Origin of the sequence: Pseudolactococcus piscium (assembly GCF_002441695.1) — a bacterium.
Classification (GTDB): Bacteria; Bacillota; Bacilli; order Lactobacillales; family Streptococcaceae; genus Pseudolactococcus; species Pseudolactococcus piscium.
In genome coordinates this window covers 49,094-57,764 of record NZ_JXJW01000020.1, presented here as the reverse complement: position 1 = coordinate 57,764, position 8,671 = coordinate 49,094, and the positions used below count along the sequence as shown (strand labels likewise).

The 8,671-nt window shown below is 37.1% G+C and carries 9 protein-coding genes and 1 pseudogene; 9 read left to right on the top strand and 1 reads right to left on the bottom strand.

Going from position 1 to position 8,671, the window contains the following annotated elements:
• Positions 1–35 precede the first annotated feature (35 nt).
• From RU86_RS09890 to RU86_RS09880, 3 genes are all read left to right on the top strand, one after another.
• A complete protein-coding gene (locus RU86_RS09890; protein ID WP_179296271.1) occupies positions 36–482 on the top strand; it encodes a hypothetical protein in 447 nt (148 codons plus the stop codon).
• 236 nt (positions 483–718) lie between these two features.
• The gene (locus RU86_RS09885) at positions 719–1,750 is read left to right on the top strand and encodes a hypothetical protein (protein WP_245810515.1); all 1,032 of its coding nucleotides are present in this window, start codon (positions 719–721) and stop codon (positions 1,748–1,750) included.
• On the top strand, positions 1,740–1,925 hold the full coding sequence (locus RU86_RS09880; RefSeq protein ID WP_096815155.1) for a hypothetical protein: 186 nt from the start codon (positions 1,740–1,742) through the stop codon (positions 1,923–1,925). The genes RU86_RS09885 and RU86_RS09880 overlap by 11 nt, the downstream gene beginning before the upstream one ends.
• A 465-nt stretch (positions 1,926–2,390) precedes the next feature.
• Here RU86_RS09880 and RU86_RS09875 read toward each other — a convergent pair whose 3' ends face one another.
• Positions 2,391–2,783 carry a nuclear transport factor 2 family protein gene (locus RU86_RS09875; protein ID WP_096815154.1) on the bottom strand — a complete coding sequence of 131 codons (393 nt, stop codon included), beginning with the start codon at positions 2,781–2,783 and terminating at the stop codon, positions 2,391–2,393.
• Positions 2,784–3,026: 243 nt separating this feature from the next.
• On the opposite strand from RU86_RS09875, the gene RU86_RS09870 reads away from it, so the two are divergent.
• From RU86_RS09870 to RU86_RS09845, 6 genes and pseudogenes are all read left to right on the top strand, one after another.
• Positions 3,027–3,431, top strand: a complete 405-nt coding sequence (locus tag RU86_RS09870) for an organic hydroperoxide resistance protein (protein WP_096815153.1) — start codon at positions 3,027–3,029, stop codon at positions 3,429–3,431.
• A 34-nt stretch (positions 3,432–3,465) separates the two neighbouring features.
• Entirely contained in the window at positions 3,466–3,939 is a 474-nt protein-coding gene (locus RU86_RS09865; RefSeq protein WP_079506101.1) for a glutathione peroxidase, read from the top strand.
• Between the two features lie 376 nt (positions 3,940–4,315).
• Positions 4,316–5,026, top strand: coding sequence for an acetolactate decarboxylase (gene budA, locus RU86_RS09860; RefSeq protein ID WP_096815152.1), 711 nt, complete (start codon positions 4,316–4,318; stop codon positions 5,024–5,026).
• Positions 5,019–6,227, top strand: a complete 1,209-nt coding sequence (locus RU86_RS09855; RefSeq protein WP_096815151.1) for a bifunctional folylpolyglutamate synthase/dihydrofolate synthase — start codon at positions 5,019–5,021, stop codon at positions 6,225–6,227. The genes budA and RU86_RS09855 overlap by 8 nt, the downstream gene beginning before the upstream one ends.
• Before the next feature lie 81 nt (positions 6,228–6,308).
• Positions 6,309–7,037: pseudogene (locus tag RU86_RS09850) on the top strand (ATP-binding cassette domain-containing protein).
• Entirely contained in the window at positions 7,030–8,553 is a 1,524-nt protein-coding gene (locus tag RU86_RS09845; protein ID WP_096815150.1) for an ABC transporter permease/substrate-binding protein, read from the top strand. Before RU86_RS09850 ends, RU86_RS09845 begins: the two are co-directional and overlap by 8 nt.
• The last annotated feature ends 118 nt before the right edge of the window (positions 8,554–8,671 follow it).

Genomic DNA, 8,671 nt, shown 5'->3' with positions numbered 1-8,671 from the left:
TCGAAATATGCCTTTTGTCTCCAGTCTGAGTAATAATGAATTATTACTTCCCAATAAGTACACACTTAATTAAAGAAATTCACATCGCAAATGATATGGTCGATAATGATACTACTCATAATTATATTCGTCCCTTTGTTCAACATAATTTGAGTAATGGGTTAAGGATTAGATATTCTGAAATTCAGTATGAAGGAATCGGACTAACGTTAATTGATCTGGAAAACAGTACTTATAAGATTACAGAAGGATTTAATTTGAATAAGTTTTTGACTGGAATAGATAAGCTTCAAAAAGTTCAACTTTACAGAGTCCCAGTCTTGACACCAACGGTATTGTCACAACACGAAAGAGCAATAGGAATACCTGTTGAAGGTGTGGGAGCAGATTTATTGCTAAGACAACAGCGAATTGTAGATTTTATCAAATCAATGAACAAAAAGCAGCGAGATGAATTTATGAGAAAATATCACTACGATTGACATCTCAAAATCAGCCTTACTATATTATGCTCTTAACCATTCTCTTATACAAAAAGTAACGAGAGATTGTAAGATAAAAATAGAAATAAAATTACCTTAAGGTGATCGTAATAATACTGAAATTTGATGATTCCTGGTAGAAATTATAGTGACCGCGTAGTTCATAATAAATTTCTATTAATAAAGGATATCCAGTGGTATAATAGGGTTAGTAAGAAATAAGAAAAGGTAATCTTATGAAAAATCACTCAAATAATAAATCTGTGCAAAAAGAAATAGGTATTAGTAATCAAGATGGTTCTGTTTTATCAAAAAGGACTTTCAATAGATATGAGGAGAAAAAACAAATAAGACTGATTAGGGATCTAACTTTTCAAATTGCAAATCTACCTCAGTTAATTGAACAATTATCTAAAGGGAAAGAAATAGCTTTAAATGTATCTAAAGAATTTGCCACTAAAATAGCGAACGGAGAATTAGAATTCATTCGAAAGGGGAATACAGGCGAGGCAGTTGGCATCTTACGGGATGCAACTTCGAAGAAAATGTTTGCTCAACTACCGATTAAAGAATTGCCTCTTGAGCTTGGTTCATCAATAGCAACAGCAGGATTAAGTATGCAATTACAAGAAATTTCTCATAAACTTGAGGAGTTAGGAGATAAGATTAATCGAGTTAATCGAAATTTTGATTTGAATCGATATGCTGAAGTTCAATCTGCTCAAGATAAGTATAAACTGGCATTACTAAGTAAAGACCTAGAAGTAAAAAAAACACTTTTGATAGAATCATTATCACAGGGGACATATGCTTATAATCTTCTTTTAAACCAACTTTATGAGACAAAAATGAATTTAAGGAATTCAAATAATAATGAAAATGTTTTATCTAACTTATTTAAGTCAAAAGCTGATGAGCAGGCAAAACTGGCTGAAACAGCATTGGATAATTTGGAGTATTTGAAAGACGCATTCAGTTTTCAGATTGCAACGTTAGCCGAACTTAGGGAGTACGATGCATTAAATTATGCTTTGCAAAAGTTTAACGAAGTTGTTTCAGAAGATTTTTCAGGTGACGATGCATTATTTCTGGATGGTCATTTGCCACCTAAATATAAAAATCCTTTTAAATATCTATCTGGAAATGTAATCGATGCTACTACATCAATTATAGAATTTATTGATGACAATGAAGATTTGTTGGAGTTACATTTTTTACCAAGCGAACTAAAAATTCAAAAAAAGGAGCAAAAAGAAAATGTCGAATAACATCTGTAAAATAAAACAATGCGAGAGAGAAATCCAAGCTGGAGAAGAGTACTGTCATCATCATAAAAAGAAACACAGCGAGAAAAATGGTAATATTATTAAAGGTATTCTCGGACTTATAGGAATAGTTGTCATGGGCATAATTACCAGAGAGAAAATTGATAACAATAAGTAATAACCAATGAAATAATTAATAACTCTATCCAGAAGTTGATGCGCACGCCAAAATATAAACTTTTGAAATCAAGTATTGTGATGTGACCCCCAAAATATAAACTTTTGAAATCAAGCATTTACTGCTTGATTTTTTGTTAGTTTGATAACGACATGCTATCTTAAAATGGTATTTATCAGCTATTAATTGATAGCTACCAAAGCATTTTTCATAATATAATACGGTATTTAGTTTTATATTAAATGAATATTTTATCATTATAAAAGACTGGAGAGGATATATTGTGGGTGCATATCAAGTGGTTAAGTGTCTTTATACTAGGAAATGTTAAGAGTTTTATTATATCATCCCCAACATACTAATAGATATGAAAAGCGAACTTCTTAAAAAAATAAAAAAGTGTACATTTTTATTGACAATCTACCGCATGAGGCGCACTTAGCTAAAAATAAATAGTAGATCGAACTACTTAAAAGGCCGATAGGTATCTTTCTTTGCTTCATATTCTCTCATATAGACAATTTTGTTGTGTTTTACCCTAAGCACTGTTGTACCAGAAAAAGAGCGATGTTCCCTTTTATATCGGTAAGTAAAATCCCACTCAAAAATAGACGTCATTGAGTGTGCATCAAAATAATGCTGATTGATACACCAATCAAATACCTGATTATTTTTGTTTTGGTGCCAATGCGAAAACCATTGTTTAGCTTCATTTTTTCCATAATAACTGGCGCCAAAGCATTCAATGATTGTCACTTTCTCATCTAAACTGAATAGAAAAGCATCAATATCCTGACTTACCCAACTATTCGTATATACTTGAAATAATGCCAAATGATTTTCCACTTGTTGTATCATTTATTTGTCCTCTTTTTATATATGTTAATAGGTTAAGTGTACCACGACTAATAAGAGAATGCAGTAAATCAGACATACACCCTATTAACGCTATAAAATATAAAAGGCAATGTTTACCTAGTCAGCAAAATTTCTGGACATCCGTGACATAAACGTCCAAAATTGCGAGTCATATTAGTTGTATTTACCTTCTGAAGTGAGTATGATTTAGTTGTACAAAACAAAATATAAGGAGATATAACCATGCAAAAAATATATACAACAAAAATGATCAACACAGGTGGTCGCTCAGGAGAAGTGCATAGCCCAGATAATAGCTTTGAACTTAAAATTGCTGCACCAGGCTCACATGTTGCAGACACAACGAATCCTGAACAACTCTTTGCAGCAGGCTACAGTGCTTGTTTCAACAGTGCGCTTGATCTGGTAAAAGAAGGCAAAGGCGTTAAAGCTGCTTCAACGATTAGTGCGCAAGTTTCTCTTTACGCAGAAACACCGACAAGCTATGTAATCGGTGTTGTACTAGAGGGGCATATTGAAGGCCTATCGCTTGAGGAAACACAAGAACTCCTTGATATTGCGCATACCGTTTGCCCATATTCTAAGGCAACTGCTGGCAATATAGATGTTGTCATTAAGGCTGTCTAAGCTAAAAAGATCAGGTATCACGAAGGAGGCACGGATGAGCTTTTATGACTTTACTGCTGTAAAAATGAGTGGTCAAGAAGTTGATATGCAGGACTACAAAGGCAAGGTTGTCATTGTCGTCAATACTGCCAGTAAATGTGGATTGACCCCTCAGTTTGCAGGACTGGAAGCACTATATACAACCTACAAAGAGCAAGGCCTTGAAATATTAGGTTTTCCAACCAATCAATTTGGCCATGGTGATGCTGAGGAAAATGAGTCGATTGAATCATTTTGCCAGTTAAACTATGGGGTTACCTTTACCATGTTTCAAAAGATTAAAGTAAATGGTGGTGATACCCATCCTCTCTTTAAGTTTCTTAAGCATGAAGCCAAAGGGACGATGGGCAGTGGTATCAAATGGAATTTCACCAAATTCTTGATTGACCGCGATGGCCAGGTAATCGATCGGTTTGCACCTACGACTGATCCAAAAGAGATGACTGAAGCCATTAAAAACCTGCTATAACAGGTTACGATGCTATCTTGAATCAAACATAAGATAAAAAGATCGATGATTAAGTTTATCGATCTTTTTTTATACCTACATAAATAGATTATCACGATTCATGACCATCTTTAAGCGATGTCACCAGAAAAACTGAATGTCGGGTTAAATGCCCAAAATAGGAAACTTCCGCTATGAATTTTGTGGCTGAATGTGTTAGAATATGATTAAAAGTTATGAAAAGTCATATGCTTTTCACACCTTTTTCATGAATAGATGACTAAAGGATAGGCTGGCTTAATAATCTAAGAGTTAGGACATGGGTCAACTTGATTTATCTTTTGCCTTGAGGTCATATCCTAGCCAACTAAAATACGAAAATAAGGAAGTTTAAAAAATGTCTGAACCAATAAAATTATTTCAATATAATACCCTATCAGCACTCATGAGCGGTCTTTTTGAAGGCAGTATGACGATTGGTGAGTTACTCGAACAAGGTGACTTAGGGATTGGGACACTAGATGCGATCGATGGGGAATTGATTGTGCTTGATGGCAAAGCCTATCAGGCGCGTGGTGATAAGACGATTACAGAAGTAGGACTTGATGTTAAAGTACCTTATGCAGCTGTTGTTTTTCATCAGGCTGAAGTCATCTTTAAACAACGCTTTAAAGCGTCTAAAGATGAACTGCATACACGGATAGAAACTTATTATGATGGTGCCAACCTTTTTCGGTCGATCAAGATTCATGGTACCTTTGCTAAAATGCATGTCCGAATGATTCCTAAAGCCAAAGCAGGGGCAAGATTTGCTGATATCGCCAATAACCAACCTGAATATACAGAAGAAAATGTCACAGGTACCATCGTAGGTATCTGGACACCTGAGATGTTTCATGGTGTGAGTGTCGCGGGTTACCATCTGCATTTTATTACAGATGATCATACCTTTGGTGGGCACGTTCTTGACTATGTGATTACAGAAGGTGTGGTTGAAGTGGGTGCTGTTGATCAACTAGACCAACGCTTCCCCGTACAAGACCGGAAATACCTATTTGCTAAATTAAACCTAGATGAATTAAAAGAGGATATTAAGAAAAGTGAATAATGCAAGTATAGATTGGATTCATTCGCGCCTAAAATTTGGCATTAAACCTGGTTTATCACGCATCATATACCTGCTTGATCAACTAGATAATCCTCAGAATAAGCTAAAGACAGTGCATATTGCTGGAACAAATGGCAAGGGCTCTACGGTCACTTTTTTAGCTAATATCTTACAACAATATGGTCTTAAAGTCGGAACCTTCACCTCACCGTATATCGAGATCTTCAATGAACGGATTGCCATCAATGGACGTTTTATTTCAGATCAAGAACTAGATGATGTTGTCGCACGTATCAAACCCATCGTCCTGAAAATGGATGAGGATGCGGCACTCGTTAATATCACTGAGTTTGAGATTTTGACCGCAATCGGTTTCTACTATTTTCATATACAGGCTGTTGACATCGCCCTGATAGAGGTTGGCTTAGGCGGCTTATACGACTCAACCAATGTCATCACGCCGTTAGTATCAGCTATTACAACGATTGGCTTAGATCATCAAGAGATTTTAGGGGATACAGTGGCTAAGATTGCCAAAGAAAAAGCAGGGATTATCAAACCTGCTGTTCCAGTTGTTGTAGGTGCTAGCGTTGGGATTCCTGAGACTGCTTTTGAGGTTATCTCTGCCGTTGCAAAAAGTCAGGATGCACCACTTTATCGGCCTGATTTAGACACTCAGTTTGATCTGACACTGCATGGTAAGTATCAACAAGAAAATGCGGCACTAGCAGTTAAACTGTTTGATGTACTCGCTTCGAAAATCGGGCTAACACCAAGTGCTGATAAGATCGCCACAGGTTTAAAACAAGCCTTCTGGCCAGCAAGAATGGAAGATCTAGGTGGCTTTATTTTAGATGGCGCCCATAACATCCCTGCCATTAAGCGCTTAGTAGCTGAATTTTCTGGCAAGCAAAACGTCAATATTTTATTCTCGGCCCTGCAACGCAAGGATTTTCATGAGATGATTGGCCTATTAAAAACGATCCCAAATGTAAGCATCACCTTGACCACTTTTGACTATCCCAATACCATCGTAGCTAGTGATGTTGCCGATATTTCAGATGTTGCCTGGTTGGACATTTGGCAAGACTTTGTTGATGGCCCTCATCAATCAGGAGACTTGTATCTGATTACGGGCTCTCTATATTTTATGAGTCAGGTCAGAAGTTATTTAAATGACAATAAAAAAATAACTAAATAAGCAGGCTGTTGCTATGCTGTATGATTTAGTGGGCACAAGTTTTTGTGCTATTTTTTTTTAGAAAATGAAAGGTAGAGCATCATGATTAGATTCAAGGCAGTTAAAAAACGCTATCAGGAAAAATTGATTTTAAAACGGATTGACCTAGATATCCTATCTGGAGAGTTTTTAGTGCTAGTCGGGCCTAGTGGGTCAGGTAAAACAACCATACTGAAAATGATTAATCGCTTGATTGAGCCGTCTGATGGGGAAATTTTCATTAATAATCAGCCCATCAAGTTGATTGATAAGCGATCGCTAAGATTAGATATGGGATATGTCCTACAGCAGATTGCCTTATTTCCCAACATGACGGTTTCTGAAAATATCGAATTGATTCCAGAAATGAAAAAGATGCCCAAAGCAGATCGACTAGTCTTGGTAACTGAATTGCTAGATAAGGTTGGGCTAGCGGCTTCTGAATATGCGACGAGATACCCTAGAGAGCTATCAGGTGGGGAGCAGTAGCGTGTTGGTATTCTACGTGCCATTATCGGTAAACCTAAAGTGTTATTGATGGATGAGCCATTTAGCGCACTTGATCCTATCTCACGAAAGCAACTCCAAGAATTGATTCTGAGCTTACAGCGTGAGTTTGAGATGACGACTGTTTTTGTGACACATGATACGGATGAAGCCATCGCCTTAGCTGATCGGATTGCCGTCTTACATGACGGGGAACTTGTCCAATTAGCTAGTCCAGATGAGATCATGAAAAATCCGGCTAGTCCATTTGTTGCAACACTTTTTGGAGGAACAAAACATGACTAAATTAGTCGATACCTTTGTCGATCGCTTCCAGGAATGGGTCGTCGCACTCGGTCAACATATCCAACTATCACTTGTAACCCTCTTAGTCGCGATTATTATCTCCATACCGGCAGCTATTTTATTGAGTCAGCATAAAAAAGGGGCAGCGCTCATGCTCCAACTGACTGGTATTTTACAAACGATTCCTTCTTTAGCACTCCTAGGTCTGTTTATTCCTTTTATGGGGATTGGTACCCTACCAGCCTTGAGCGCATTAGTTATCTATGCGATTTTTCCTATCTTTCAAAGTACCTTAACTGGTTTATCAGGTATCGACCCTAGTCTTATTGAAGCAGGTGAAGCCTTTGGGATGACCAAGTTAGAGCGCCTAAAAAAGTTTGAAATTGCCTTAGCCATGCCGGTTATTATGTCGGGTATTCGAACCTCTGCTGTTATCACCATAGGGACAGCAACTCTGGCAGCCTTGATTGGTGCAGGAGGATTAGGCTCATTTATTTTATTAGGGATTGACCGAAATAATAGTAGTTTGATTTTGATCGGTGCCATATCCTCAGCGATTTTGGCTATCTTTTTCAATCTGTTATTAAAATTTTTCGAAAAGGCTAAGCTTAAGACGATTGGCATATCTTTTATTGTATTAGTTATCGCAGTAGTTGGGTCTTTTACACCAGCAATTATGGCACAACATACTGAGCAAAAAACGATCGTCATTGCTGGAAAAATGGGACCAGAACCTGAAATCCTAATCAACATGTATAAGCTATTGATCGAGTCTGATTCAAAGCTAACTGTGACGGTCAAACCAAATTTCGGTAAAACAAGCTTTTTATACGATGCCTTGAAGTCAGGTGATATCGACATCTATCCGGAATTCACTGGGACAATCACATCTAGTCTACTCAAGCCAACCCTTTCAGGATTATCAAATGATGCGGTGCAAGTCTATCAGGCAGCACGTGACGGGATTTTAAAACAAGATAAGCTAGTTTTATTACCACCGATGGCCTATCAAAATACCTATGCAGTTGCTGTACCAAAACAACTTGCAAGCACTTATCATCTCACGACCATATCTGATTTAAAGCAAGTCCAGGATAAAATTAAGGCAGGCTTTACAATCGAGTTTAATGACCGAGAAGATGGCAATAAGGGGCTAAAATCAGTTTACGGGTTAAACTTAGCTACCGCGACGATGGAACCAGCACTGCGCTATCAAGCCATTAAATCAGGTAGCGTACAAGTGGTAGATGCCTATGCGACTGATCCAGAAATAACCAAGTATGATTTAGTTGTCCTCAAAGATGACAAGCATCTCTTCCCACCTTACCAAGGTGCACCACTTATGAAGGCAGCATTGCTAAAAAAACATCCAGAGATAAAGCAAATATTAACACAGTTAAGCGGGAAAATATCTGAGGAAGAGATGAGTAAGATGAACTATGAAGTGGGGATCGAAGGCAAATCAGCAGCAAGTGTGGCAAAAGCCTATCTAGAAAAACATCAGCTGATCAAATAACCAAACATGACTTACCAATACGACGACTTACTGTTTAAAAACTTAGGCCTAAAAAAATAAATGAAAAAAAATAATGTTTACTGGTTTACATTATTTTTTTTTGTGATATAATTAACTG